The organism is Kineococcus anabasis (assembly GCF_054590795.1).
Genome location: NZ_BAAIHU010000009.1, coordinates 122,013 through 146,917 on the forward strand (window position 1 = coordinate 122,013; position 24,905 = coordinate 146,917).

Here is a 24,905-nt window from a genome sequence, read left to right on the forward strand (position 1 = left end):
GCGGGACGGCCCGGCACGCGCAGCGCGTGCCGGGCCGTCCCACGTCCTTCGTGCGGGTTCAGCGGGACGTGGCCCGCTTGTACTGCCAGGTGGCGACCGGCACGAACACCACGAGGATCGCCGCGATCCAGATCAGCGTGTACAGCACCGGGTTCTGCAGGGCCCACACCTCCGGCGGCTTCGCCAGCCCGGGCGGGGCGACGTTGCCGAACAGCTCGCGCGCCGCCAGCACCAGCGAGGAGACGGGGTTCCAGTCGGCGATCACCTTGAGCACCGGGGGGAAGTTGTCCGTCGGGACGAACGTGTTCGCGATGAACGTCACGGGGAAGACCGTGAGGAACGTCAGCGACTGGAACGCCTCCGGCGTGCGGACCAGCAGCCCCACGTACGCCATGACCCAGGAGACCGCGTAGGCGGCGAGCAGCAGGAGGGCGAAACCCCCCACCGCCTCCAGGAAGCCGCTGCGGATGCGCCAGCCCACGGCGAGGCCGGTGGCCGCCATGATCGCGACGGTGAGGATGTTGATGATGACGTCGCTGCTCGTCCGGCCGGTGAGGACCGCCGACTGCGCCATGGGCAGGGACCGGAACCGGTCGATGATGCCCTTCTGCATGTCCGTGGCCAGCCCCATGCCGGTGATGGTGCCGCCGAAGATGACGGTCTGGGCGAAGATGCCCGGCACCAGCCACTCGCGGTAGTTCACGCCCTCGGGCGAGGGGATCGCGCTGCCGAACACGTAGGCGAACAGCAGGATGAACATGATCGGCGAGATGAGCGTGCCGATCAGCAGGTCCGGGACCCGCTTGATGTGGATGACGTTGCGCTTGGCGACGACCGAGCCGTCCGCCAGCGCGCCGAGGACGGCGTTCACCTGGTCACCTCCACGTTGCCGGTGCGGGTCTCGTCCTTGCGCCCGCGCCGCGGGGAGGGCGGGCCCCCCACCTCCTCGCCGGGGTCGTCCTCGGCCGGGCGGCCGGTGAGGGTGAGGAACACGTCGTCCATCGTCGGGCGGCGCAGGCCCGCGTCGAGGACGTGCACCCCGGCGGCGTCGAGCCGGCGCAGCGACTCGATGAGCACCGCCGCGCCACCCGTCACGGGTGAGGTCAGCCGCCGCGCCTGCCGCTCCAGAGCGACCTCCCCCACCGCGAGCGCCTGCAGGGTCGCCCGCGCCGTCTCGATCTCGGCGTCGTCCTGCACGACGACCTCGATGCGCTCCCCGCCGACCTGCTGCTTCAGCTCGTCGGCGGTGCCGCGCGCGATGACCCGGCCGTGGTCGATGACGACGATGGAGTCCGCGAGGCGCTCGGCCTCCTCCAGGTACTGCGTGGTGAGCAGGAGGGTCGCCCCGCCGCGCACCATCTCCGAGAGCAGGTCCCACATGTCCAGGCGGCTGCGCGGGTCCAGGCCCGTCGTCGGCTCGTCCAGGAACAGCACCTGCGGGTCGGCCACCAGCGCACCCGCCAGGTCCAGCCGGCGGCGCATGCCGCCGGAGTACGTCTTGGCCGGGCGGTCCGCGGCGTCCGTGAGCCGGAACAGCTCCAGCAGCTCCCGCGCCCGCTCGCGGCTGCGCCGGCGGCCCAGGTGGTAGAGCCGCCCCACCATGTCCAGGTTCTCGAACCCGGTGAGGTTCTCGTCGACCGCCGCGTACTGGCCCGACAGCCCGATGCGGCGGCGCACCTCCCGCGGGTCCCCGAGCACGTCCACACCCGCGACCGTCGCGCTGCCCGCGTCGGGGACCAGCAGCGTCGTCAGGATCCGGACCGTCGTCGTCTTGCCCGCCCCGTTGGGACCGAGCAGGGAGAGCACGGTGCCCTCGGGCACCGCCAGGTCCACACCGGCCAGGGCCTCGACCTCCCCGTACCGTTTCGCCAACCCCCGTGCAACCACCGCATCCGTCGCCGCCATGCGATCAACGCTAGGGGTGACCTCCGACACAGCGCCTCGTCTTTTCGGTGGACGCGCCGCCGGACACCGGGGCATCCCCCGCCGGACACCGCGCGGTCACCCGGGCGCCTACGATCCGGTGCGTGGCCCCCCTCGGCGACCGCCCTGAGCACCACCGCGCCCAGCACCCCGCCCACCACCTCGTGCGGATCGGCGAGGAGCACTGGGAGCAGGTGCGCGGCATCCGGCTGGAGATGCTCGCCGACACGCCCCTGGCGTACCTGGAGACGCTGGCCGAGGCCCTGGCGCTGCCGGACGGGGCGTGGCGGGCGCGGGCCCGCCGGGGCAGCGACCCCGACAGCGTCGGCCTGGCCGCCGTCGAGACCGCCACGGGCCGCTGGGCCGGCACGATGGCGGCCCTCGCCGCGCCCGGGGAGAGCCCGCTGCTGGTGGGCGTGTACGTCTCCCCCCGCTGCCGCGGCGGCGGGGTCGCCGACCTCCTCCTCGACGGCATCGAGGCGTGGGCCCGCGGGCGCGGCGCGCCGGAGCTGTTCCTGCAGGTGCACGAGCACAACGGGCGCGCGCGGGCGTACTACCGGCGGCGCGGGTTCGTGGAGACCGGCGACAGCACGCCGTACCCGCTGGACCCCACCGCCCGCGAGCTGCGGATGGTCCGGGTCCTGGGCTGAGCGGCGCCGGCCCGGCCTGAAAAGATCACGAGCCGCCGCACCGGAGCACTAGGGTGCGAGCGCCGCGGCGGGACCCCCGCCGCGTGGTCTCCGCTCCGCGGGGTGGTGGCCGGCAGATCGGGACCGTCGACCGGAGGAACCACCGTGACCGACCGCTGGGGCGTGCCCCTCGAACTGGGCGACCGCCGCATCCTGCGCCCGGGCCGCTTCCGCCGGCTGCGCACCGTCGCGTGGCTGGTGGCGTTCTTCTTCGCGCTCCCCCTGGCGTTCGGCCCCGCGATGGACGCCCTGGGGAACGCCCTGCCGGACGACGACGCCTCCGTGTTCCTGGTGCGGTGCGCCGGTGCGGCGCTGGCGCTCGGTGCCTACGCCGTCCTCGCACGGCTGGTGGAGGCCCGCTGGCCCCGCGAACTGGCCCCGCGCCCCGCGCTGCCCGGGATCCTGTCCGGTCTGGTGCTGGGCGTGGGGATGATGGCCGTCGTCATGGCCGTGCTGGCGGGAACCGGCCTGTACGAGCTCCGCACGACCGGGTGGGCGCCGGCGTGGGACGCGCTGGGGTCCGCGGTGCAGGCGGGGGTGATCGAGGAACTGCTCGCCCGCGCCATCCTGCTGCGTCTGCTGTGGCGGGCGTTCGGCCCCTGGGTGGCCCTCGCCGTCTCCTCGGTGGTGTTCGGGGCCGGGCACCTCGTGAACCCGGAGGCCACGCTGTTCGCCGCGCTGTGCATCGCCCTGGAGGCGGGGATCATGCTGGGCGCCCTCTACGCGCTGACGGGGCGCCTCTGGGTGCCGATCGGCGTCCACACCGGCTGGAACTTCGCGCAGGGCTACGTCTTCGGCGCCGCCGTCTCCGGCGGGGACACGGGTGCGTCCCTCCTGAGCGCCACCGCCGACCCGGCCGCCCCCGTGGTGCTGACGGGCGGGGCGTTCGGTCCCGAGGCCTCCCTGGTGGCGCTCCTCGTGTGCGGCGGGGTGGGGGTGGCCGCGCTCCTGCTGGCGCGGCGGGCAGGACGCTTCCGGCGCGAGACCCCGGACGCCCAGCACTCGGCGGGGACGACGCCGTCCGCGGTCGCGGCCGCCTGAGCACCGCCCACCGGCCGGTCCGGACCCGACCCGCGGACCGGAGCACTAGGGTCGGCCGGGTGAGCGGTGCAGCAGGCGGCGACGACGGCGCACCCCCGGAGGGGGCCCTCCTGGCGGAGGTGCGCGCCTGGCGGGACGACGACCCCGACCCGGTCACCCGCGCCGAGCTGGACGCTCTGCTGGACCGGGTGGAGGCGGGTGACGCGGGCGCGCTGGCCGACCTGGCCGGGCGCTTCTCCGGCCCGCTGGAGTTCGGCACCGCCGGCCTGCGCGGCGCGCTGGGCGCGGGCCCGCACCGGATGAACCGCGCCGTCGTCCAGCGCGCAGCGGCCGGGCTCGGCGCGTGGCTGCGCGGCGCGCTCGGCGGGGACACCCCCCGCGTCGTCGTCGGGTACGACGCCCGGCACGGCTCGGCCGACTTCGCCGCGGACTCCGCGGCGGTGCTGACGGCCGCCGGGTGCGAGGTGCTGCTGCTGCCGGGGCCGCTGCCGACGCCGGTGCTGGCGTTCTGCGTGCGCGACCTGGGCGCCGACGCCGGGGTGATGGTGACGGCCAGCCACAACCCCCCGCAGGACAACGGCTACAAGGTGTACCTGGGTGGGCGCGCCGCCCCCGAGGAGGGCCGGGGCGTGCAGATCGTGCCGCCCGCCGACGCGCAGATCGCGGCCGCCATCGCGGCGGTCGGTCCGCTGGCGCGGCTGCCGCGGGCCGCGTCGGGCTGGACGGTGCTCGGCGGCGACGTCGTGGAGCGCTACCTCGACCAGGTCGCCGCCGCGGTGGGCTCCCCCGGCGCGCAGGCCTCCCCGCTGCGGCTGGTGGTGACCCCGCTGCACGGCGTCGGCGGCCGGGTGCTGCTGGAGGCGCTGCACCGCAACGGCTTCCCTGCCGTGGACGTCGTCGCCGAGCAGGCCGAGCCGGACCCCGACTTCCCGACCGTCGCCTTTCCCAACCCCGAGGAGCCCGGCGCGCTGGACCGGGCGCTGGCCCTGGCGGCGGAGCGCGGCGCGGACCTCGTCGTCGCCGTGGACCCCGACGCCGACCGCTGCTGCGTCGCGGTGCCCGCGGCCGGTGGCTGGCGCGTCCTCACCGGCGACGAGCTGGGCTGGGTGCTGGCGGAGTGCCTGGCGCAGCCGGGGCTGCTGTCGGACGAGGGCCTGCCCGCGGGCGCGGTGCTGGCCTGCTCGATCGTCTCCTCCCAGCTGCTGGAGCGGATCGCCGCGCACCACGGCCTGGCGTTCTCCCCCGCCCTCACGGGGTTCAAGTGGATCGCCCGCGTGCCGGGGCTGGAGTTCGGCTACGAGGAGGCGCTCGGGTACTGCGTCGCGCCGCACGTGGTGCGCGACAAGGACGGCATCTCCACCGCCGTGCTGGTGGCCCGCGCGGTGGAGGCGCTGCGCCGCGGGGGCCGCACGCTGCCCGACGTGCTCGACGAGCTCGCGGTCCGCCACGGGGTGCACGCCACCGGCGCCGTCTCCCAGCGGGTCGGGGACCTCTCGCTCATCCCGGAGGCGATGCACCGGCTGCGGGCCGCACCGCCCGCGCAGCTGGCCGGCGCGGCCGTGACCGCGGTGGAGGACCTCGCCGGTGGCGTGGACGGGCTGCCGCCCACGGACGGGCTGCGCTTCCGCACGGCGGCGGGGGCGCGGGTCGTGGTGCGGCCCAGCGGGACCGAGCCGAAGCTGAAGTGCTACTGCGAGGTCGTCGTGCCGGTGGCCGGGGACCTGCCGGGGGCGCGGGCCGCGGCGGCGGAGGCCCTGGCGGCGCTGCGCCACGACATCGCGGCGGCCACGGGCCTGGGCTGAGGACCTGGGCGCCCCGTCACGTCCAGTACAGCGGGCGGGCGGCAGGCAGCAGCCGCTCCAGGGCACCGGCGAACCAGGTGCGCAGCTCGCGCATCGTCCCGGCGTCGTAGACGTACTTCACGGCGCCGAACTTCCCGCGCTTGCGGGCGCGGGTCTCCTCGTCCAGGTCCAGCTTGGTGCGCGGGTACCAGCCGAGCTGCACGTCCTTGGACCTCGGCGTGAAGCGGTGGGTGATGCACTCCACCGTCAGGTCCAGGCCCGGCGCCCCGGCCAGCTCCGCGGCCGCGTTCTCCAGCAGCGCCGCGTACTGCCCGCGCCAGTCCTCCACCGGCATGATCGGCGCGATGGTCAGCCCCACCGGGTACCCGGCGCGGGCCAGCCTGCCCAGCGCCGCCAGCCGCGCCGGCACCCGCGCCGTGCCGCCCTCGAAGCGCTCGACGGCGGGCACGTTGACGGAGGCGCGGATGCGGGTGCGCCCGCCGTGCGGCAGGTCGAGCAGCGGGGCGACGTCGTCGTACTTCGTCGTCAGCCGCAGCTGCACCGGACCCCCGAAGTCGTGGGTGCCGAAGTGGGTGACGGTCGCGGCGAGGGAGCCGGTGAGGTGCTCCACGGCGAGGGGGTCGGTGTAGCAGGACGCCTCGAACGTGGTGCCCTCGTGGCCGCGCGCCGCGGTGCCGGTGGTGACGGTGCCCGTGCCGACGACCGCGTCGAGCCCGGCGAGGATGCGCGGCAGGTCCGCGTACACCCGGGTGATCGGCGGGCCGGACAGGGAACCGGCCAGGTAGCAGTACTGGCAGTGCCCCGGGCAGCCCTCCGCGAGGGGGAAGGAGAAGTCCGCGCTCGGCGGGATCGGGGACGGCGCCCGCTTGGAGGCCGGGCTGGTGACCACGGCCAGGGTGGACTTCGCCAGGGCGTAGGTGGCGCGCTCGTCGGCCCCGCGCGAGGAGGGCAGCCGGTCCGAGGGCAGCAGCGTGACGTCCTGCACCCCGGCGGCGGCGAGGCGGTCGAGGATCACGCGGCCGTGGGGCTCGGCGGCGGCGGAGGCGGTGACGAGGACCCGCTTCGGGGTCCACAGGACGGGGCGGGCGGCGGGGGCGGGCGGGGTGGACGGCGCGGCGAGCGTCACCTTCTGTTCAACACCGGGCGCGGGCGGAGGCCTCCACCTCCGCGCGTGGCGCTGGACACACCGGCGCACGGCCGGCCGCGCACGGACGTCAGGTGTCCCCGACGAGCCGCGCACAGTCGTGGGCGACCGGTAGCAACCCCCGGGCGTGCCCCTTGAGCACGGCGTCCAGCCGGTCGGTCGCACCGAGCCGGCGGTACAGGTTCTCCAGGTGCTTCTCGACGGTCCGCGCGCTCAGACCCAGCTGGTGCGCGATGGCCGCAGCGGTCATGCCGTGGGCGAGGTAGCAGAGCACGGCGTGCTGACGACGGGAGAGGGCTCCCTCGGGAGCGGCTGGAGCCTCGCTGACCACGACGGCACGGGCGCCGGGCCGCGCGGGGCACCACCGCAGGCGGAGGACCCCGCGACCGGTGCGGAGGGCGATGGTGCGATCCCCCCCGTGCAGGTGCGCGCGGCAGGAGCGCAGCACGGCCTCCAGCCGGACGCCGTGCTGCTCCAGCAGACCGCGGGCGGTCGCATTGACGTGTGCTGCCTGGTCGCCGCGGAAGACCACCAGACCCGCTCCCGCGGCGACCGCGTGGTCGAGGTCGGCGATGAGCTGCGCCCGGGCGCGCCCCACCGCGGCGCGGCGCAGGAACGGCTCGAAGGCGTCCAGGGCGGCACGCTCCTCGTCGCTGAACGGGCGGCTGCGGTTGACCCCCCAGCCGCGCACGATCCCGTCCGCCTCCAGACGGGCGGTCAGCAGTGCGTGCGGCACCCCGTGGGGCTGGAGCAGGTGACGGCGCATCGGGTTCTCCGCCCACGTGTCCGGAGCGCAGAGGTCTTCCACCCGGCTGGCTCCCAGCACACGGTGCTCCAGCAGGTGGGGAAGTGCTGGACTGGTCATGAACAGGGACTCCTGCCCGGTGCGCCGGGCGAACGGCACGAGCATGTCCGGCACCTCGAGCACGCGGAAGTCCCGCGCCCGCAGGTCGACCTCCACCGCGGCGACCAGCTCTCCGGGTACCAGCCGGCGCAGCGCGGCGAGCCCCACCACGTCCTGTTCTCCCCGGTCGACGTCCTCGAGGAGCTCCATGCCCAACCGGTGCACCAGTTGCCATCGCGCCTCGGACAACACGACTACCTCTTAGCACACACGGGCACGCCGAGGCGGCGTTCCACCAGAACTACGTAGTAGTACGCAGCCCCCTTGGGAACAGCACGCGGTGACACGTAGAACAGGTGGGCAGGAGCCCCGCACAGCCGCGACCACGACATCCGTCCCTCGGGACCCGCGTCGGCTGAACGCCGCCGGCAGCCCGCCGGCTGCGGGGACGAACCCGGCGACGGACCGCAACCGCGACGGAGTGCGCGGCACACCCGGAGAGCAGGCATGCACATGAACGTACGTCGGCGTCTCACCGATCTCGGCAGCGTGCTCGTCGTCGCGCTCGCCGCGTCGCACCTCGGCGGCAGCACGGCCTCGGCACAGGACGTGGGGCCGTCGTCGGCCACCCTCGCACCCTCCGCCTCCTGGACCGCGACCTGGTACGACAGGACCTTCGACTGCGGAGACAGCAACTGGATCGACAAGGTGCGCGTCCGCGGGTTCGGCCAGAGGCTGGACTACATGGTCACCCCCACGAGACGCGGGAGGTGGTTCTACGACGACCGGAGCGGATGGCCCCAGATCACCGCTTGCGCCGGTGATCACGGCCTCGGCCAACCGCAGCTGGAGTCGATCCGCAAGCAGTTGGTGTGTCATGCCGTGGACCACACGGGACGCATCACGGGGCCGGACTGGGGTGCCGAGTCCTGGAGGACCAACAAGCCCGTGTGGGGCCGCCTCCCGGCTGACTGCAACTGGGACACGGCCGCGGAGTCGATCCAGGTCAAGGCGTCCAACTTCTCGGGGTACCGCCTGTACGCCTACCGGAAGGAGCAGGCCCGGATCGGGCGGAGTCCTGGCGCCTACACGGCCAGCTTCCGCGTGGTGCCAGGCCTGGCCGGCACCGGCGTCAGCCTGGAATCGCTCTTCTACCCCGGGTACTACCTGCGGCACTCCAACGGCGCTGTTCTCCTCCAGCAGTTCGACGCAGCCCCGTTCAACCGACGCTTCGAGGACCTCCTGTTCCGGGCGGACGCGACGTTCCTGTCCGCAGGACTGGGGCAGGACCGGGATGGCACACCGATCCTGCAGAACTCCTTCCGGCTCGCGAGCTGGAACTTCCCGAGCCACCACGTCCGCCACTACCGGGGGGTCGTGGAGCTCGGGACCCCGACCACCCGTCGGGGCACGCCGTTCGGTGCGGACTCGAAGTTCGTCAAGGTCAGGTGACGTCGGCCCGGAGCCTCCGGGACACCACCACACCGGGCCCCGCCCGGCCCCATGGCGGCCGGTCCGTGTCACCCGGCGGCGATCCGACTCACCCCACGTCGACGAAGACGGGATTCGTGTAGCACCACAGGTCCTGCCACGGGTCGCCCTCGCCCACCCGGTCGACGAGGGGGTGCCCGTCGTCGCGGCAGCGGTTGCCGTCGCTCGCGCGGAACCGCACGTACAGCGGGTCGCTCACGGAGCGCAGGGTGAGCTCGAACCGCTGCCTGCCGCGGGCCCGGGCGGGCACCTCGAAGCTCTCCACGACGCGGGTCCCGGGCGCCTCGAACAGGTCGCGGTCGGCGTCGGCGACGCGGCCGGTGACGGTCCCCACGATGACGTCCAGGCGCGCCACGGACGGCACCTCCCCCGAGCCGTTGGGTTCGGTGGCCGGGTCCAGCAGGACCTCCACGGTCACGTCGTCGCCGCGCGCGACGCGCAGCCGCCCGCCGAACGTCACCCCCGGGCCCGCGGCGCCCGGGCCGGAACCGGGCCGCAGCCGCGCCTCCACCGCGCGCAGCAGGCCGCCGTGGACGACGAACGCGCGGCCGGCGCGCAGCCCCGCCATCACCGCCCGGTAGTCGCGGGTGTCGGCGCCGACGTAGGTGCGGCTGTAGAAGCCCGGCGCGAAGTCCACGTAGCCGTGCTGCGGCCGGCCGGTGTCGACGGGCGCCCCGCGGTGACCGTGCTCGGCGTAGTGCGCACGGGAGGGCTCCCCGACGGCGAGGGTGTCCATGTGGTCGAAGTGGTTGTCGGAGTTCGCCGTCACCCACCACGGCAGGCCCTCGGCGAGCAGGCTGTCCCACAGCCCGCCGACCCGCGCGGTGGCCGCGTCGAAACCGCCCCAGGTGCGGTACTGGGCCTCGTCGTAGCCGGGGAAGGACAGCCGGCCGGGGAACTCGTCGTACTGCCCGCGCCCGCGCGCCCGGCTCCACGGCTCGGGCAGCGCGGCGGCCTGGTGCCCCGGGGCGCCCTCCCAGCCGACGAAGACCCCGGGCGCGGCGTCGCGCCACTCCCGCACCCGGGAGGGGTCCACGCGGCCGGTGCGCATGGGGTGGTTGCCCAGCACGAGGGCCTCGTCGACCGTGCCGCGCCCCAGTTCCGCCACCATCCACGCCAGCGCGTCCAGCCCGAGCCGGCGTGCGAGGTCGGTGCCCTCCACGGAGTGCTGGATCAGGCGCGGGCCCGCGGGGTTCGACGCGGCGGCCAGGACGTCCCCGTCCCAGCGGCCCTCGAACTCCTGGAGGAACTGCACGGTGCGCTCGTGCGGGGGGACGATGACGGTGGCGTGCTCGGCGCCGGGGATGTTCCACTCCAGCCCGTGGAACACGAGCGTGGGGTAGCGCTCGCGGGCGGCGGCGATCTCCGGGGCCTGCCGCACGACGGACAGCTTCTGGTGGTCGGGGCCGCCGTGGTCGGTGATGACCATCCAGTCCAGCCCGCACGCCGTGCCCCGGCGCACCTGGTCGTCGATGGTGTACATCGCGTCGCGGGAGAACGTCGTGTGGATGTGGTGGTCCCCGGCGTACCAGGCGAACGCCCGGTCGTCGCCGTCCACAGCGGGGCTCTGCACGGGAGCGGGCACGTGGGCGTGGGGGGTCGCGGACCCGTCTGGGTGGTGGTGCGCTGGCACGGGCCCACCCTGTCAGTTCCCCCGCTCGGGGCCGTTCCCGGGAGGGGCCGACCGTAGACTGCGCCCCGTGAGGGCGTCGGCACGCTCGGCAGCGGGCGGGGAGGTGTCCCCCGCCTCCTCCGCCGCGAGCGCCGGGCTGCTGCCCCGCTACTCCCCCGTCCTGCCCGGGGGCGCCGCCGACACCGGCGTCCCCGCCACACCGCTGCTGGCCCCCGCCACCGGTGCGGCGCTGAGCGAGGTGGCCGAGAGCTCCCCCGAGGACGCCCGCCGGGCGCTGGCCGCCGCGGCGCGGGCCCGCACGGACGGCTGGGCGTGGGCGGGTGGCGCCGACCGGGTCAGGCACCTGCTGCCGCTGGCGGACGCGCTGGAGGAGGCGGTCCACCCGATGGCGCTGGCCTGCTCGGTGACGAGCGGGCGCCCGCTGCGCGCGGCGCAGGCCGACGCGGGAGCGGTGCCGGACCTGGCGTTCGGGGCGGCGGGGTGGGCGGACAAGCTGGCGTGGGCACCGGCCGGGCGCTCCCCCGTCGGGGTCGTCACCGTCGTCGCGGACTGGCGGGCCACCCCCTCCGCCCTGGCCGTGGCGGTCGTCACCGCCCTCGCCTGCGGCAACGCGGTGGTCGTGCGGCCCCGTCCCGCCGCGGCCCCCCTGGCGCACCTGCTCGCGGAGACGACCGGGCGCGCGGGTCTGCCGGCGGGGCTGCTCACGGTGCTGCCGGGGGCCCGCCCGGCCACCGACCGCGCCCTGTGGGCCGGCTCCGGCGCGGTCGCCGCGTGGGGCACCCGGGCCGCGCTGCACGCGCTGCGCGTGGAACTGGCGGAGGCGGGCGTCGCGCTCAGCGCGGAGCCGGACGTCCTCGGCGTGGACGTGGTCCTGGGTGGGGCGGTGGGCGGCGGGGCGGTGGACGTGGACGTGCTGGCCGCGGCCGTGGCGCGCAACGGCTTCGGTGCCCTGCACCGCCGCGCCGGCTCGCTCGTGCTCGCACCGCCCGCCGTCGTGGAGGACCTCGTGGCCCGGCTGGAGACCGCCGCGGACGGGCTGCGCATGGGCGACCCCCTCGAGGAGGCGACGGACGTCGGGCCGCTGCCCGGCCCCGAGCTGGCCGCGGCGGCCGTCGCCGCGGTCGGCGTGCCGCCCCCGGCGTCCCTGCCCGCGGGAGGCTGGTGGTGCCCGCCGGGGGTGCAGCGCCTCCTGAGCCGGCGGCCCGTGGCACCTCCGCCCGGCCCGGTGGTGGGGCTGCGCCCGGCCGCTACGGTCGAGGCCGTGGCGGCCGACCTGGCCCGCTATGCGGCCGACGCCGCGGTCGAGGTCCGGCTGTGGGGCGGCGGGGCGGCGGCGGCGGCGCTGCTGGCCCGGATCGACGGGGTGCGGTCGGTGACGTGCGTGGACGGCACGGGCGGCACGGGCGGCACGGGCGGCGTGGACGGGGCGGGCGGCGTGGACGGCGCCCCGGGAGCGGCCGGTGCCGCCCTCGGGGACGTCCTGGCGCGGCTGGGGGTCTTCCGTGCCTGACCGGGCGGCGGAGCGGGGACGCGAACGCAGCCGGGTGCTGCGGGCGGTGCCGTCCGGCCCGGCGCCGGGCGGGGACGCCGGCAGCGGCACCGCGGAGCTGCTCGTGGCCGCCGCGGAGGCCGCCGCGGAGTGGTCGCAGGTGCCGCCCACGACCCGCGGGCGCCGCCTGGCGCGGGCGGCCGCGGACCTGGAAACCCACCGCGGCCTGCTCGTCTCGGAGCTGCGGCGCGGCGGGCTGTCGCTGTCGGGGGCCCTCGCGGAGGTGGAGGCGGCCGTGGACCGCCTGGTGTGGTGGGCGGGCTGGGTGGACAAGCTCGACCTGCTGCCCGCGGGAGCGCCGCCCGGCCTGCGGGTCGAGCGCGGCCCCGGCGTGGTCCTCGCGCTGGCGCCCGCCGGTCACGTGCTGCTGGGGGCGGTGTCCGTGGCGGCCCCGGTCCTCGTGCTGGGCGGCGCGTGCGTGCTGCTGCCCGCGGCGGGGGCGGCCGGGGTCGCGGCCCGGCTCGTGGAGGCCGCGGCGGCCGGCGGCCTGCCCGGGGACGTGCTGACGCTGGTCCCGGCCGGTGAGCGGCGGACGGTGCTGGCCGAGCTCGGCGGCGGCGTGGACCTGGTGGACGCCCGGGGCGGTGGTGGGCTCGACGAGGAGGAGCTGCGTGCGCTGCGCACCGCCGCGGCGCGCGCCGAGCGGCCGCTGCTGCCTCCCGCGGCGGAACCGCCGCCCGGGCCCGCGGAGGGCCCGCCACCCGACCCGGCCTGGCTGTTCCCCTTGCGCCGCAGCGGGATCGTGCACCTCTGACGGCGCCCGCCGCGCGGACCGCCGGGCCCTGCGCGGTGCGTCAGCGGGCGGGGGGCGGAGCCGGCACACGCGCGCCGAGCCCTCCCGCGAGCAGCCCGAGGCTGCTGGCGAGCACGTCGTGGGCCCGCGCCCCGGGCAGCATGCCGCTGGCCGCCAGGGAGGCGATGCCGTGCACGGTGGACAGGACGGCCGCGGTGGCGAGCTCCTCCTCCCCGGGTGCGACGACGCCGGCGGTGCGCCCGTCCGCGACGACGTCCTCGACGACCCGCAGCGCCCGCCCGGCGGCCTCCCACAGCGCGGGGGTGGCGCCGCGGGCGTGCTTGGCGGTGAACATGAGGCCGAGCAGCTCCGCGTCGTGCACGGAGAAGTCGAGGTAGGCCTGCCCGACGGCGACGAGGCGCTCGGTGAAGGGGGCGGGTGGGGCCGCGGCCGCGGCCATCGTGGCGCCGAGCCGCTGGAACCCGTGGACGGCCAGGGCGTCGAGGAGGGCGTCGCGGTCGGGGAAGTGCCGGCTCGGCGCGGCGTGGCTGACGCCGAGGTCGCGGGCCAGCTCGCGCAGCGACAGGGCGGCGCTGCCGCGGGCCCGCACCACCTCCTCGGCGCGCACCAGGAGGGCGGAGCGCAGGTCGCCGTGGTGGTAGCTGCGGCGGGCGGGGGTGGGCACGGGCCGAGACTACGCCGATGTTGGCGTTGACTACGTTGTTGGCGCTGTCTACATTCGGGGCATGACCCCTCCCCGCTGGACCGCAGCCGACCTCCCCCGCCTCGACGGGCGCACCGCCGTCGTCACCGGCGCCAACAGCGGCCTCGGCCGCGTCACCGCCGCCGAGCTCGCCCGCGCCGGCGCCCGCGTCGTCCTCGCCGTGCGCGACCCCGCACGGGGCGCCGAGGCCGCCCGCGGCATGCGGGGGGACGTGGAGGTGCGCCGCCTCGACCTCGCCGACCTGACCTCCGTCCGGGAGTTCGCCGCCGCGTGGAACGGCCCCCTCGACCTCCTCGTCGCCAACGCCGGGATCATGGCGGTGCCGCAGGGCCGGACCGCGGACGGCTTCGAGCTGCAGTTCGGCACCAACCACCTCGGGCACTTCGCGCTGGTGAACCTGCTGCTGCCGCACGTCACCGACCGCGTCGTCGTGGTCTCCTCCGGGGCGCACCGCATCGGGAGCATCGACCTCGACGACCCGAACTGGGAGCGGCGGCCCTACAACCCGTGGCGGGCCTACGGGCAGTCCAAGCTGGCCAACCTGCTCTTCGTGCTGGAGCTGCAGCGGCGCCTGGCCGCGGCGGGCTCACCCGTGCGCGCGCTCGCCGCGCACCCCGGCTGGGCCGCCACCAACCTGCAGCAGGGGTCCGGCCGGCGCCTGGTGACGCTGGTGGGCGCGATCGGCAACCGGCTCCTGGCGCAGAGCGCCGAGGCGGGGGCGCGCCCCACCCTGTTCGCCGCGGTGCAGGACCTGCCCGGCGCGAGCTACGTCGGTCCCGACGGTTTCCAGGAGGGCCGCGGCCACCCCGCCCTCGTCGGGCGCAGCGCCGCCGCCAGCGACCCCGGGAGCGCGGCGCTCCTGTGGGAGCTGTCCGCCCGGCTCACCGGCACCGGGGTGGCGCCGGCCCCGGTGCGCGGCTGAGCCGGCGGCCCGCCCCTGCGCGGGGTCCGCACGGCGGGGTCCACCCGGCGGGGTCCACCCGGCGGGGTCCACCCGGCGGGTTGCGCACGGCGGGGTTCACACGGCGGGGGTGCGCCCGGTCCAGCCGGCCAGGCGCGCCCACGCCGGCGCGGTGTCCGGCACGTCGACGACGGGACCGAAGGGGACCTGCCCCCCGCGCGGCTCGGCGGGCAGGAAGCGCCGCGCCCCCTCCAGCACGCCGGCGGCGAGGTGGTCGTCCAGCTCACCGGTGCGGCCGAGGGCGGCGGCGAGGTCCCCGGCGTGGGTGGTGAGCTCCTGCACGTAGGCCAGCCCGGCGGCCGCACCCGGGTGCGCACCCCACGGCAGCCGCAGCACGCGGGTCAGCACCGCGTCGTCGGCCCAGGCGTCCTCGGCCCCGGCCCGGGCCGCGGTCCAGGCACCCGCCCAGCCGTCGTCGGCGACGCCCCCGACCTGCAGCGGGGTGTCGGCGAAGTGCCCGCCGCGCGCCACGTGCGCCAGGCGCCCCTGCACGGCGACGAGGTGGGCGAGCAGTCCGCGCACGTCGTACCCGGCGCACGGGGTGGGCAGGTCCAGGTCCTCGGCGCGCACCGCCGCCAGGAACCGCTCGACCTCGTCCGAGGCCCGCGCCAGCAGGGGCCGGGGGTCGGGCAGGGAGGACCGCGCGGGCACGGACGCGGTGGTGGGGACGGTGGGGACGGTCATGGTTCCTCCTCGGTCGGGTGGGACGATCCAACCGCCCCACCACGTCACCTCCTGTCAGGTATGACTGGGATGCTCACCGCGTGCGCGCCGACCGGCTGATGTCGCTGCTCCTGCTGCTGCAGACCCACGGGAAACTGCCCGCGCCGGACCTGGCGCGCCGCCTGGAGGTCTCCGTCCGCACGGTGCTGCGCGACGTGGAGGCGCTGTCGGCCTCGGGTGTGCCCGTCTACGCCGAGCGCGGCCGCTACGGCGGGATCGTCCTGCTGCCCGGCTGGCGCACCGACGTGACGGGCCTGACGGAGGCCGAGGCGCGGGCGCTGTTCTCCGTGACCGGCCGCGGCGCCGGGGACCCCGCCGCGGCACCGTTCGAGTCGGCCCTGCGCAAACTGCTCGCCGCCGCACCCGCCGCCGCCCGCGACGACCTCGCCCGGCACCGCGAGCGCGTCCTCGTCGACGCCGCCGCCTGGAACCGCCCGCCCGAGCCCACCCCGTTCCTCGGGGCGCTGCAGGACGCCCTGTGGGAGCAGCGGCGCCTCGTGCTGCGCTACGAGCACGGCAGCGGCCCACCCGCCCGGCGCAGGCTCGTCGACCCCTACGGCCTGGTGTCCAAGAACGGGACCTGGTACCTCGTCGGCGCCTGCGACGGCGAGCCGCGGATGTTCCGCGTCTCCCGGGTGCGGGACGTCACCGCCACGGCCGAACCCGCCCGGTGCCCGCCGGAGCTGGACCTGGAGTCGGTGTGGGCGCAGCTGCAGGCCGGGGTGGAGCGCCTCTGGGGGCCGGTGGTCCCCGTGCGGTTCCGGGTCACTGCCGAGCACGCCGAGGCCGTGCTGCGGGTGGTGGCCTCCCAGCTGTCCGGGAGCGCGCAGGAGGAGACCTGCGGGCAGGAGGGGTGGCGGCAGTTCTCGGCGCCGTTCCGGGCGGCGGGGGCGGCGAGGGCGCTCCTCGCCTTCGGCGGCGCGGTGCGGGTCCTGGACCCGCCCGGGGTCGTCGCGGACCTGCTCGCCGCGGCCGGCGCGTTCCGCGACGCCCACACCTGAACGGCGCCCTGCGCCCGCGCTCCCCCCGCCCATCTCCGGGTTCGGGCGCACGAGGAGCGCTCTCCCCCGCCCGAACCCGGAGAAGGGCGAGCGAGGACGGCCCCACACCCACCCGAACCCGGAGAAGGGCGAGCGAGGACGGCCCCACACCCACCCGAACCCGGAGAAGGGCGGGCGAGGGTGAGCGGGAACCCGCCCGAACCCGGAGAAGGGCGGGCGAGGGAGCGGCTCAGCCCACCGCGTGGCGGGGCGAGCGGCCCCGGGCGGCGGCGAACCCCGGGTCGACGACGTCGCGGAGCAGCGCCGCGCGCTCGTCGTAGGGCAGGAACGCCGCCCGCGCCGCGTTCACCGTCGCCCACTGCACGTCGTCGAGGGTCCAGCCGGCCTCGTCCACCAGCAGCGCGAACTCCCGGCTGAGCGTCGTGCCGGACACCAGCCGGTTGTCGGGGTTCACGGTGACGCGGAAGCGCAGGTCCTTGAGCAGCGTCACGGGGTGCTCGGCGACGGACGTCGCGGCGCCGGTCTGCACGTTGCTCGTGGGGCACAGCTCCAGCGGGATGCGCCGGTCCCGGACCCACGCGGCGGTGCGGCCCAGCCGCGCCCCGGCGGCCCCCGCACCGGGCTCCACCTCGATGTCCTCCACGATGCGCACGCCGTGCCCGATGCGCTGCGCCCCACAGGGGTGCACGGCCTCGCGGATGCTCTCCACCCCGGCGGCCTCCCCGGCGTGGATGGTGACGGGGAGGTGCGCGGCGTGCAGCAGGTCGAACGCGTCGCGCTGGCGCGTGGGGGGGAAACCCGCCTCGGCCCCGGCGATGTCGAAACCCACCACCCCGGCGTCGCGGTGGCGCAGCGCGAGCTCGGCGATCTCCAGGCCGCGCTCGGCGTGCCGCATGGCCGTGACGAGGGTGCCGACGCGGATGCGGTGCCCCTGCTCGGCGGCGAGGCGCTCCCCGCGGCGGAAACCCTCCTCCACCGCCAGCACGACCTCGTCGAGGCCCAGGCCCCGGTTCAGGTGCTGCTCGGGCGCGTAGCGCAGCTCGCCGTACACCACGCCGTCCGCGGCGAGGTCCAGCACGGTCTCCTCCGCCACCCGCGCCAGCGACTCCGCGTCCTGCATGACGGCGGTGGTGTGCGCGAACGTCTCCAGGTACAGCTCCAGGGAGCCGGAGTCGGCGGCCGTGCGGAACCACTCGCGCAGCTCCTCCGGGTCCGTCGTGGGCAGCGTGTGCCCGACGGCCGAGGCGATCTCCACGATCGTCGCCGGCCGCAGTCCGCCGTCGAGGTGGTCGTGGAGGGAGACCTTGGGCAGCGCCCGGACGGCCTCGAGGGTGGAGACCCCCGCGTCCGGGGCGGTCGGGGAGGTCCCTGCGTCGGGGAGGGGAAGAGCCATGCCCTGAGCCTAGAGCGCCTCCGGCGACGGCCCGTAGCCGGAGGAGGCCTGCGAGTGGCCGGACGCGGTACCCGTCCGGCCTGCCGACGCGGCCGGGGCGGGCTCAGGGACGCGAGGAGCGCACGGGCTGGCGCGGGGTGCCGCGGCGCTCGGCCCGCTGCGGCCCGGCGGGTTCCCCGGGTACCTGCTCCCCCGCCTGCTGGGGCAACCGCCCCGCGGGGGGCGGCGTCCGGCCGGGCACGTCGGCGGCGTCGCTCACGCGGTTGCGGCCGCCGCGCTTGGAGGCGTACAGGGCCGCGTCGGCCTGCTCGAGGAGCGCCTCGGGACCGGTGGCGGCACCGGTGGGTGCAGCGAGCCCGATGCTGGTGGTCACCTCCGCCACGTCCCGCTCCACGCCGGCGCGGACCCGCTCGGCGAGCGCGGCAGCGGTGTCCGCGTCCGCCCCGGGCAGCAGCAGCGCGAACTCGTCGCCGCCGACCCGGTAGGCCCGCGCACCGCGTGGCGCCTCGCGCACCACCTCGGCCAGGACGGCCCCGACGGCCTGCAGGACGCGGTCGCCGCGCCGGTGCCCGTGGGTGTCGTTGACCTGCTTGAACCCGTCGAGGTCGACGAGGGCGAGGGTGAGCGGGAACCCGCGCTGCTGCGCGGCGGGCAGCCTGCGGCGCAGGTCCTCGTGGAAGGCGCGGTGGTTGTGCAGGCCCGTCAGCGCGTCGGTCGTGGCCGTCTGGAGCGCCTCGCCGTGACGGGTGCTGAGGCGGCGGCCGCCCAGGAGGTAGAACGCGGGCAGGGCCAGGAGCATCCCGGCGGCGAGCGTCAGCAGCAGCACCCGGCGCAGGGCGAGCACCTCGCTGCGCAGCTCCTCCCCGGTGCGCAGGACCTCCAGGACCCCCACCCGCCCGTCGAGGGCGATGGGGACCCGCACGACGGTCACCTCGCCGTCCTCGGTGACGTCGGCCAGGCCGCTGGCGGCGACGCGGCGCAGGTGCGTGGCGTCGGCCCCGGCGACGGCGCGGCCCACGACGCGGCGCTCGTCGAGGGAGCCGAGGGAGGGGTGGGCTCCGGCCTCGGCGGGGTCGGTGCCGAAGTCCCCGCGCCCGACGGCCAGCACGGTGGCGTCGCCGTCGAGGAGGGCGACGCGCTGCACCCCGGGACGGGTGGCGAGGTGGTCCAGCGGTGCCTCCACCTCCAGCATCCCGTTGCCGGGGGCGTCGTGGACGCCGCGCAGCACCTTGGCGTCGGCGGAGTGGGTGGCGACGAGCTGCTCGGCGGCGTGGTCGGTGAGGGTGTGGGCGACGAGGGCGTACTGCAGGCTCCCGACCCCGGCCAGCACGAGGCCGAGCGTCAGCATCATGCGCGTGGCGAAGCCGAGCGCCGGCCACCCGGCCGTCCTCGCTCCTCGTCGCATGCAGGTCTCCTCGGCAGCCCGGGGTCGGTGGAGGAGCGCCCGGTGGCGTCTTCACCTCCACGGCCTACAGCGCTGGGTGAGGAACCGATTACAGCACGCTCAAGCGGTGATTCTCTCCCGGACCAGCGGAACCGCATCCGCAGAGCTCCCGATGCGCAGCCCGCCGTCCAGCGCCTCCAGCGCCCAGGCGAAGCGGTCGGGGGTGTCGGTGTGCAGGGTGAGCAGCGGCTGCCCGGCGCGCACCCGCTCGCCGCGCACCGCGTGCAGCTCCACCCCCGCCCCCGCCTGCACGGCCTCCCCGCGCCGCGCCCGGCCCGCACCGAGGCGCCACGCGGCGTGCCCCACGGCGAGGGCGTCCACCACCTCCAGCACCCCGTCCGCCTCCGCGGTCACGGTGGAGGTGTGCCGGGCGGTGGGCAGGGGCGCGCCGGGGTCCCCGCCCTGGGCGGCGACCATGCGCCGCCACACGTCCATCGCCCGCCCGTCGCGCAGCGCGTCGGCGGGGTCCACGGCGTCTAGCCCGACCGCGTCGAGCATCTCCCGGGCCAGCAGCACCGTCAGCTCCACCAGGTCGGCGGGGCCGCCACCGGCGAGCACCTCGACGGACTCGCGGACCTCCAGGGCGTTGCCCGCGGTGCGCCCCAGCGGCGTGGACATGTCGGTCACCAGCGCCCGCGTCTCCACGCCCGCGTCGGTGCCGAGCGCCACCATCGTCCCGGCCAGCTCCCGCGCCAGGGCCGGGTCGCTCATGAACGCGCCCGAGCCGGTCTTGACGTCCAGCACGAGGGCCCGGGTCCCCTCGGCGATCTTCTTGCTCATGATGGAGCTGGCGATGAGGGGGACCGACTCCACCGTCCCGGTCACGTCGCGCAGCGCGTAGAGCTTGCGGTCGGCGGGGGCCAGGTCGGCGGTCGCCGCGCAGATCACGGCGCCCACGTCCCGCAGCTGCGCCCGCACCTCCTCCAGGGACAGGTCCGCGCGCCAGCCCGGGATCGCCTCCATCTTGTCCAGGGTTCCGCCGGTGTGCCCGAGGCCGCGGCCGGACAGCTGCGGGACAGCGGCCCCGCACGCGGCGACCAGCGGGGCCAGCGGCAGGGTGGTCTTGTCCCCCACCCCGCCGGTGGAGTGCTTGTCCACCGCGGGGCGCGGCAGGTCGGAGAAGTCCAGGCGGGAGCCGGAGGCGATCATCGCGGCCGTCCAGCGGGACACCTCGCGCCGGCCCATGCCCCGCAGCAGGACCGCCATGGCGAGGGCGGACATCTGCTCCTCGGCGACCTCCCCGCGGGTGTAGGCGTCGAGCACCCAGTCGATCTGGGCGTCCGTGAGCTCCCCGCCGTCCCGCTTGGTGCGGATGACGTCGACCGCGGCGAACCGCCCGCTCACCGGGGTGCTCATCAGGGGGTCCTCCTCGTGGGGTCGGTCAGGTCGTGGGGGCCGAACGCGTCCGGCAGCACCTCGCTCATGGGCAGGACGCCGCGCGGGGTGTCCACCAGCAGCTCCGGCCCGCCGAACTCGTACAGCAGCTGCCGGCAGCGCCCGCACGGCATGAGGACGTTGCCCGCGCCGTCGACGCACGCGAACGCGACCAGCCGCCCGCCGCCGCTCATCCGCAGCGCGCCGACGAGGGTGCACTCCGCGCACAGCGTCACGCCGTAGGAGGCGTTCTCCACGTTGCAGCCGGAGACGACGCGGCCGTCGTCCACGAGCGCCGCGGCGCCCACGGGGAAGTTCGAGTAGGGCACGTACGCGTGCTCCAGGGCCGCGCGGGCGGCGGCGCGCAGGACGTCGAGGTCGGGGGCCGTCACGGGTACGGCTCCCCGCTGGCGGCGGGTGGGCGGACGCGGCCGACGAACCCGGCGACGGCCAGGACCGTGGCCAGGTACGGAAGCATCGACAGGAAGCTGGCGGGCACCGCCGAGCCGTACGGCAGGACGCCGACGAGGGTCTGCAGCGCGGCGAAGAACCCGAACAGCAGCGACGCCGCGACGGCGCCGCGCGGGCTCCAGCGGCCGAAGATGACCGCGGCCAGCGCGATGAACCCCTTGCCGGCGGACATGTTCTCGGTGAACGGGCCGATGGTCCCGATGGACAGGAACGCCCCGCCGAGCCCGGCCACGCCCCCGGCGACCACGACGTTGACGTAGCGCACCCGCAGCACCGGCACCCCGACGGTGGCGGCGGCCTTCGGGTGCTCCCCCACCGCGCGGGTGCGCAGGCCCCAGCGGGTGCGGAACAGCACCAGCTGCAGCGCGACGATGAGGGCGTACATCACGTAGACGAGGACGTTGGCGTCGAACAGCAGGGGCCCGAGGACGGGGATCTCGGACAGCAGCGGCACCGGCACCGTGGAGAGCACGCCCGGGGAGTTGAACCGCTGCGTGTCGGACTGCATGAGCGCCTTGTACGCCCAGCCCGTGAACCCCAGGGCGGCGGCGTTGAGGACGACGCCGAGGATCACCTGGTTGACGCGGTAGCGCAGGGCGAACACCGCGAGCAGCCAGCCCACCAGCGCCCCCGCCAGGACCGCGCCCACCGTGCCGGCGCCGAGGCTGCCCGCCAGGGTGCCGACGAGCGCCGCGGTGAACGCACCGGTGAGCAGCTGCCCCTCGATGGCCACGTTCACCACGCCGCTGCGCTCCCCCAGCACGCCCGCGAGCGCGCCCAGGACCAGCGGGGTGGCCAGGAACACCGACTGCCGCAGCAGCCGCACCACGTCGATGGAGGCGGCGTCCGCACCGCTCATCGCCCAGCACAGGAACGACACCACGAAGCAGGACACGGCGAGGGCCACGAGCAGCGGGCTGCGCCGCGGCCGGAACCCGCGGGCGATCTGGTACAGGCCCAGCAGGACGACCACGGCGCCGAGCACGACGGGCGTGAGCGTGCCGGGCAGCGTCAGGTCGGGCAGCTGCAGCGCCGAGCCGCCGCCGAAGCGGAAGGTGGCGTCGCCGGTCCCCGAGCCCAGACCCCAGCCCAGGACGCAGACCGCACCGACCAGGACGAGCAGGGCGCCGGTCACCGCGCGCCGGCGGGGGCTCGTGACGCGCTCGACGCGCTCGTGGACGACGACGGCCTCCGGGCGCGCCGGGGTGGTGGGGGCGCTCACCGCGTCCACCCCCCGGCCAGCTCGCCGCCGACGCCGCCGGCCCCGGTGCGCAGCCGGAACACCGCCCGCACGAGGGCGGGGGCGGCGATGAACAGCACGATGAGCGCCTGCAGGACCCCGACGAGGTCGACGGGGACACCGGTGGCGGACTGCATCTGCACGCCCCCCGCCCGCAGGCCCCCGAACAGCAGCCCGGCGGCGACGACGCCGTAGGGGTTGTTGCGGCCCAGCAGCGCCACGGTGATGGCGTCGAAACCGATGCTGCCGGCGATGCTGCCGGTCACGCTGCCGGTCACGCCCAGCACCTGCGAGGCGCCGGCCAGCCCGGCCAGCCCGCCCGACAGGGCCATCGCGGTGATCTGCAGCCGCCCCACCGACATCCCCGCGGTGCGCGCGGCGTCGGGGTTGGCCCCCACGGCCCGCATGCGGAAACCCAGCCGGGAGCTGCGGAACAGCCAGTGCACGGCCACCGCGGCCAGCAGCGCCAGCAGCAGCCCCAGGTGCACGCGCAGGGGGCTGCCCAGCAGCAGCGGCAGCCGGGCGGCGGGTGCGACGACCTCGGAGATGGCCTGCCCGTAGGGCGGGCGCTGGAACCCGCGGACGGTGAGCAGGAAGTTCAGCAGGTTCAGCGCGACGTAGTTCAGCATGATCGTCGTGATGACCTCGTGGGCGCCGGTGCGCGCCTTGAGCCAGCCGACGAGCGCACCCCAGGCGGTGCCGCCCAGCACACCGCCGGCCAGGGCCACCAGCAGGTGCAGCACGACGGGCAGGTCGAGGGCGAACCCCACCCACGCGGCGGCGATGGCCCCGAGGACCACCTGCCCCTGCGCGCCGATGTTGAACAGCCCGACGCGGAAGGCCAGCGCGACGCCGAGCCCGGCCAGGATCAGCGGGGTGGCGTTGACGAGGGTCTCCGAGACCGGCCCCAGCGCCGCCCCGCCGGACAGGTCGGGGCTGTACACCGCCCCCTCCAGCAGCGCGGCGTAGGCCTCGCCCACCGCCCAGCCGGCCTCGGTGAAGGTGTCCCACGGGTAGGCGAGGAAGTAGCCGGCCGCGGCGCGGGTGCGCGCGTCACCGACGGCGATCAGCACCGCCCCCACCACGAGCGCGCCGACGACGGCGCAGGCGGTGACCAGCAGCTCCCCGCCGCGCGCCCGGCGCGGCCGGGCGTCAGCGGCGGTGCCCGGCGCGGGGGCCGGGCTCGGTGGGGCGGCGGTGCTCACGCGGTTCCTCCCTGCGGCTGCGCACCGGCCATGAGCAGCCCGAGCTGCTCCGGGCCGGCGTCGGGGCCGACCTCCCCGGCGATGCGGCCGCGGTACATGACGACGATGCGGTCCGCCAGGGCCCGCACCTCGTCGAGCTCGGTGGACACGAGCAGGACCGCGGCGCCGCGGTCGCGCTCGGCGACGATGCGCTGGTGCACGAACTCCTGGCTGCCGACGTCGACCCCGCGGGTGGGCTGGGCGACGACGAGCAGCTCCAGGGGCCGGGACATCTCCCGGGCCAGCACGACCTTCTGCTGGTTGCCGCCGGAGAGCGTGGCGACGGCCGCGCCGGGGCCGGGGGTGCGGATGTCGAACTCCGCGATGCGCTCGGCGGCGTTGCGGTCCACGGCTGCCCGGTCCACCGCGGGCCCGGCGACGAAGGCCGGGGTGTCCACGAGGTCCAGCACGAGGTTCTCGGCGACGGTGAAGGAACCCACCAGGCCGTCGTGCAGGCGGTCCTCCGGCACGTACCCGACGCCGCGGTCGAGCACCTCGCGCACCGACAGGCCCGTGACGTCCTGCCCGCCCACGCGCACCGACCCGGCGGCCACGGGCTGCAGGCCCACGATGCAGCGGGTCAGCTCCGTCTGCCCGTTGCCGTCGACCCCGGCCACGGCGAGGACCTCCCCCGCCCGCACCTGCAGGCTCACGTCATCGAGGAGCACCGCGCCGGCCGGGTCGGTGACCCGCACGCCCGACAGCTCCAGCACCGGCCGCCCCGGTGCGGCGGGGGCCTTGTCGACGACGAGGCGCACGTCGCGGCCCACCATGAGCGCGGCCAGCTCCTCCGGGGAGGCGCTGGGCTCGGCCTGGCCCACGACGCGGCCGCGGCGGATGACGGTGATGCGGTCGGCGACCGCGCGCACCTCGCGCAGCTTGTGGGTGATGAACACGATGGAGGTGCCCGCCTCGGCCAGGGAGCGCATGACGCGCATGAGGTCGTCGGTCTCGGCGGGGGTGAGCACCGCGGTGGGCTCGTCCAGGACGAGGACCCTCGCCTCCCGCAGCAGCGCCTTGACGATCTCCACGCGCTGCTGCACGCCGACGGCGAGGTCGGCGACGAGGGCGTCGGGCGGGACCGACAGGCCGAACCGCTCCGACGTCTCCACCACGCGCTGCCGGGCGCGGCGGCGGTCCAGCAGGCCGCCGCCGCGCGTCAGCTCCGCGCCGAGCACGATGTTCTCCGTCGCGGTGAACGTCGGCACCAGCATGAAGTGCTGGTGCACCATGCCGATGCCCGCGGCCATCGCGTCGGCCGGGGAGGAGAACCGCACCGCCCGGCCGTCGACGAGGATCTCGCCCTCGTCCGGCTGCAGCAGGCCGTAGAGCACGTTCATCAGCGTGCTCTTGCCGGCACCGTTCTCCCCGAGGAGGGCGTGGATCTCCCCCTCCCGCACGGTCAGGTCGATCCCGTCGTTGGCGACGAGGGGCCCGAAGCGCCTGGTGATGCCCCTGAGCTCCAGCTCCACGTGCGGCCC

Annotated in this window: 22 protein-coding genes; 8 read left to right on the forward strand and 14 right to left on the reverse strand. The window is 76.4% G+C overall.

Going from position 1 to position 24,905, the window contains the following annotated elements; translation table 11 throughout:
- Positions 1-58: 58 nt before the first annotated feature.
- Together ACYQBY_RS15110 and ACYQBY_RS15115 are read right to left on the reverse strand one after the other, a co-directional pair.
- A complete protein-coding gene (locus tag ACYQBY_RS15110; protein ID WP_459644702.1) occupies positions 59-871 on the reverse strand; it encodes an ABC transporter permease in 813 nt (270 codons plus the stop codon).
- Positions 868-1,905 carry an ATP-binding cassette domain-containing protein gene (locus ACYQBY_RS15115; protein WP_459644703.1) on the reverse strand — a complete coding sequence of 346 codons (1,038 nt, stop codon included), beginning with the start codon at positions 1,903-1,905 and terminating at the stop codon, positions 868-870. The genes ACYQBY_RS15110 and ACYQBY_RS15115 overlap by 4 nt, the downstream gene beginning before the upstream one ends.
- 122 nt (positions 1,906-2,027) lie before the next feature.
- Between ACYQBY_RS15115 and ACYQBY_RS15120 the strand changes: the two genes are divergently transcribed.
- The 3 genes from ACYQBY_RS15120 to ACYQBY_RS15130 all read left to right on the forward strand — a co-directional run bounded on the left by ACYQBY_RS15120 (position 2,028) and on the right by ACYQBY_RS15130 (position 5,455).
- Complete coding sequence (locus ACYQBY_RS15120; protein ID WP_459644704.1) at positions 2,028-2,573, forward strand: GNAT family N-acetyltransferase; 546 nt, start codon at positions 2,028-2,030, stop codon at positions 2,571-2,573.
- Positions 2,574-2,717: 144 nt separating this feature from the next.
- Positions 2,718-3,653 carry a CPBP family intramembrane glutamic endopeptidase gene (locus tag ACYQBY_RS15125; RefSeq protein ID WP_459644705.1) on the forward strand — a complete coding sequence of 312 codons (936 nt, stop codon included), beginning with the start codon at positions 2,718-2,720 and terminating at the stop codon, positions 3,651-3,653.
- 59 nt (positions 3,654-3,712) lie between these two features.
- A complete protein-coding gene (locus ACYQBY_RS15130) occupies positions 3,713-5,455 on the forward strand; it encodes a phospho-sugar mutase (protein WP_459644706.1) in 1,743 nt (580 codons plus the stop codon).
- Between the two features lie 16 nt (positions 5,456-5,471).
- On the opposite strand, the gene ACYQBY_RS15135 is transcribed toward ACYQBY_RS15130, so the two are convergent.
- Both ACYQBY_RS15135 and ACYQBY_RS15140 read right to left on the reverse strand, forming a co-directional pair.
- Positions 5,472-6,581 (reverse strand): spore photoproduct lyase family protein, encoded by a 1,110-nt coding sequence (locus ACYQBY_RS15135; protein ID WP_459644707.1) that lies wholly within the window; start codon positions 6,579-6,581, stop codon positions 5,472-5,474.
- Positions 6,582-6,669: 88 nt separating this feature from the next.
- The gene (locus ACYQBY_RS15140) at positions 6,670-7,653 is read right to left on the reverse strand and encodes a LuxR C-terminal-related transcriptional regulator (RefSeq protein ID WP_459644708.1); all 984 of its coding nucleotides are present in this window, start codon (positions 7,651-7,653) and stop codon (positions 6,670-6,672) included.
- A 303-nt stretch (positions 7,654-7,956) separates the two neighbouring features.
- Between ACYQBY_RS15140 and ACYQBY_RS15145 the strand changes: the two genes are divergently transcribed.
- Complete coding sequence (locus tag ACYQBY_RS15145) at positions 7,957-8,895, forward strand: AbfB domain-containing protein (protein WP_459644709.1); 939 nt, start codon at positions 7,957-7,959, stop codon at positions 8,893-8,895.
- Positions 8,896-8,983: 88 nt separating this feature from the next.
- On the opposite strand, the gene ACYQBY_RS15150 is transcribed toward ACYQBY_RS15145, so the two are convergent.
- Positions 8,984-10,507: a histidinol-phosphatase gene (locus ACYQBY_RS15150; protein WP_459644710.1), complete on the reverse strand. Its 1,524-nt coding sequence runs from the start codon at positions 10,505-10,507 to the stop codon at positions 8,984-8,986.
- A gap of 127 nt (positions 10,508-10,634) precedes the next feature.
- On the opposite strand from ACYQBY_RS15150, the gene ACYQBY_RS15155 reads away from it, so the two are divergent.
- Positions 10,635-12,077, forward strand: a complete 1,443-nt coding sequence (locus ACYQBY_RS15155; protein ID WP_459644711.1) for an aldehyde dehydrogenase family protein — start codon at positions 10,635-10,637, stop codon at positions 12,075-12,077.
- On the forward strand, positions 12,070-12,870 hold the full coding sequence (locus ACYQBY_RS15160) for an aldehyde dehydrogenase family protein (protein ID WP_459644712.1): 801 nt from the start codon (positions 12,070-12,072) through the stop codon (positions 12,868-12,870). The genes ACYQBY_RS15155 and ACYQBY_RS15160 overlap by 8 nt, the downstream gene beginning before the upstream one ends.
- Before the next feature lie 40 nt (positions 12,871-12,910).
- Here ACYQBY_RS15160 and ACYQBY_RS15165 read toward each other — a convergent pair whose 3' ends face one another.
- Positions 12,911-13,534 carry a TetR/AcrR family transcriptional regulator gene (locus tag ACYQBY_RS15165; RefSeq protein ID WP_459644713.1) on the reverse strand — a complete coding sequence of 208 codons (624 nt, stop codon included), beginning with the start codon at positions 13,532-13,534 and terminating at the stop codon, positions 12,911-12,913.
- 61 nt (positions 13,535-13,595) lie between these two features.
- Here ACYQBY_RS15165 and ACYQBY_RS15170 point away from each other — a divergent pair, with 61 nt between their 5' ends.
- Positions 13,596-14,495: an oxidoreductase gene (locus tag ACYQBY_RS15170; RefSeq protein WP_459644714.1), complete on the forward strand. Its 900-nt coding sequence runs from the start codon at positions 13,596-13,598 to the stop codon at positions 14,493-14,495.
- A gap of 96 nt (positions 14,496-14,591) precedes the next feature.
- Here the strand turns inward: ACYQBY_RS15170 and ACYQBY_RS15175 are convergent, their stop codons facing one another.
- The gene (locus ACYQBY_RS15175) at positions 14,592-15,218 is read right to left on the reverse strand and encodes a TIGR03086 family metal-binding protein (RefSeq protein ID WP_459644715.1); all 627 of its coding nucleotides are present in this window, start codon (positions 15,216-15,218) and stop codon (positions 14,592-14,594) included.
- 80 nt (positions 15,219-15,298) lie between these two features.
- Here ACYQBY_RS15175 and ACYQBY_RS15180 point away from each other — a divergent pair, with 80 nt between their 5' ends.
- Entirely contained in the window at positions 15,299-16,258 is a 960-nt protein-coding gene (locus tag ACYQBY_RS15180) for a helix-turn-helix transcriptional regulator (protein WP_459644716.1), read from the forward strand.
- 229 nt (positions 16,259-16,487) lie between these two features.
- Here ACYQBY_RS15180 and ACYQBY_RS15185 read toward each other — a convergent pair whose 3' ends face one another.
- The 7 genes from ACYQBY_RS15185 to ACYQBY_RS15215 all read right to left on the reverse strand — a co-directional run bounded on the left by ACYQBY_RS15185 (position 16,488) and on the right by ACYQBY_RS15215 (position 24,896).
- Positions 16,488-17,651, reverse strand: a complete 1,164-nt coding sequence (locus ACYQBY_RS15185) for an adenosine deaminase (protein ID WP_459644717.1) — start codon at positions 17,649-17,651, stop codon at positions 16,488-16,490.
- Positions 17,652-17,754: 103 nt separating this feature from the next.
- Positions 17,755-19,056 (reverse strand): GGDEF domain-containing protein, encoded by a 1,302-nt coding sequence (locus ACYQBY_RS15190; RefSeq protein ID WP_459644718.1) that lies wholly within the window; start codon positions 19,054-19,056, stop codon positions 17,755-17,757.
- Between the two features lie 99 nt (positions 19,057-19,155).
- Positions 19,156-20,451: a thymidine phosphorylase gene (locus ACYQBY_RS15195; protein ID WP_459644719.1), complete on the reverse strand. Its 1,296-nt coding sequence runs from the start codon at positions 20,449-20,451 to the stop codon at positions 19,156-19,158.
- The gene (locus ACYQBY_RS15200) at positions 20,451-20,861 is read right to left on the reverse strand and encodes a cytidine deaminase (RefSeq protein WP_459644720.1); all 411 of its coding nucleotides are present in this window, start codon (positions 20,859-20,861) and stop codon (positions 20,451-20,453) included. The genes ACYQBY_RS15195 and ACYQBY_RS15200 overlap by 1 nt, the downstream gene beginning before the upstream one ends.
- Complete coding sequence (locus ACYQBY_RS15205) at positions 20,858-22,162, reverse strand: ABC transporter permease (protein WP_459644721.1); 1,305 nt, start codon at positions 22,160-22,162, stop codon at positions 20,858-20,860. The genes ACYQBY_RS15200 and ACYQBY_RS15205 overlap by 4 nt, the downstream gene beginning before the upstream one ends.
- A complete protein-coding gene (locus ACYQBY_RS15210) occupies positions 22,159-23,385 on the reverse strand; it encodes an ABC transporter permease (protein ID WP_459644722.1) in 1,227 nt (408 codons plus the stop codon). Before ACYQBY_RS15210 ends, ACYQBY_RS15205 begins: the two co-directional genes overlap by 4 nt.
- Entirely contained in the window at positions 23,382-24,896 is a 1,515-nt protein-coding gene (locus ACYQBY_RS15215) for an ABC transporter ATP-binding protein (protein ID WP_459644723.1), read from the reverse strand. The genes ACYQBY_RS15210 and ACYQBY_RS15215 overlap by 4 nt, the downstream gene beginning before the upstream one ends.
- Between the last annotated feature and the right edge of the window lie 9 nt (positions 24,897-24,905).